The sequence below is a fragment of the Streptomyces alkaliphilus genome, assembly GCF_014141535.1.
In the GTDB taxonomy this organism is placed as follows: Bacteria; Actinomycetota; Actinomycetes; order Streptomycetales; family Streptomycetaceae; genus Streptomyces; species Streptomyces alkaliphilus.
On the sequence record NZ_VKHT01001322.1, the window covers coordinates 1 to 1,106 of the forward strand.

The 1,106-nt window shown below is 73.4% G+C and carries 1 protein-coding gene; it reads left to right on the plus strand.

Annotated features, from left to right (window positions below):
- Nucleotides 1-113: 113 nt before the first annotated feature.
- On the plus strand, nt 114-1,106 hold a 993-nt coding region (locus FNQ90_RS24250; protein WP_182608301.1), incomplete at its 3' end, for a DEAD/DEAH box helicase.

The following is a 1,106-nucleotide window of genomic DNA, read 5'->3' on the forward strand; positions in this document are numbered from 1 at the left end:
CCGCCTCCTCCGCCGGTTCCGACACCGCGACGCCCCGGACCTCTCCCGACGCCTCTCCCGACACCCCCACCGCCCCCGGCTTCGCCGAGTTGGCGGAGCGGCTGCGCGCCCTGATGCCGCAGGACGAGCGCCGGCTGGGCCGCCGCCTGGAGGGCGCGCGCCGGGTGCGCAAGCCCGCCGCCCGGGCGGCCGTACTGGCGGAGATCGCCGCCGCCGTGGAGGAGGCGGAGCTGCGCCTGGAGCTGCGGCGCGCCTCGATGCCGGAGATCCGCTACCCGGAGGAGCTGCCGGTCAGCCGGCGCCGGGAGGTGATCCTGGAGGCGATCCGGGACCACCAGGTGGTGATCGTCGCCGGTGAGACGGGCTCGGGCAAGACCACGCAGCTGCCCAAGATCTGCATGGAGCTGGGCCGGGGCGTGCGGGGGCTGATCGGTCACACCCAGCCGCGTCGGATCGCCGCCCGCACGGTGGCGCAGCGGGTGGCCGACGAGCTGAACACCCCGCTGGGCGAGACGGTCGGCTGGAAGGTTCGCTTCACCGATCAGGTCGGCCCGAACACCATGGTCAAGCTGATGACGGACGGCATCCTGCTGGCCGAGATCCAGCACGATCGGGAGTTGCGCCAATACGACACGATCATCATCGACGAGGCGCACGAGCGGTCCCTGAACATCGACTTCCTGCTCGGATACCTCGCGCAGCTCCTGCCGCGCCGCCCCGACCTGAAGGTGATCATCACCTCGGCGACGATCGACCCGGAGCGGTTCGCCCGGCACTTCCGCGCCCCGGACGGGGAGGAGGCGCCGATCGTGGAGGTCTCGGGGCGCACGTACCCGGTGGAGGTGCGGTACCGACCGCTGCTGGAGGAGCGCCCGGGGGCCGCTTCCGACACCGACGACGACGATGACGACGACGACGGCCCGGCCGGCAGAGCGGAGGAGCGGGATCAGATCACCGCCATCCGGGACGCCGTGGACGAGCTGTGCGCGGAGGGTGCGGGCGACATCCTGGTCTTCCTCTCCGGGGAGCGGGAGATCCGGGACACCGCCGACGCGCTGACCAAGCACCTGGCCCCCGGCGGGCGGGGCGGCCGTCCGGCGGGGGCC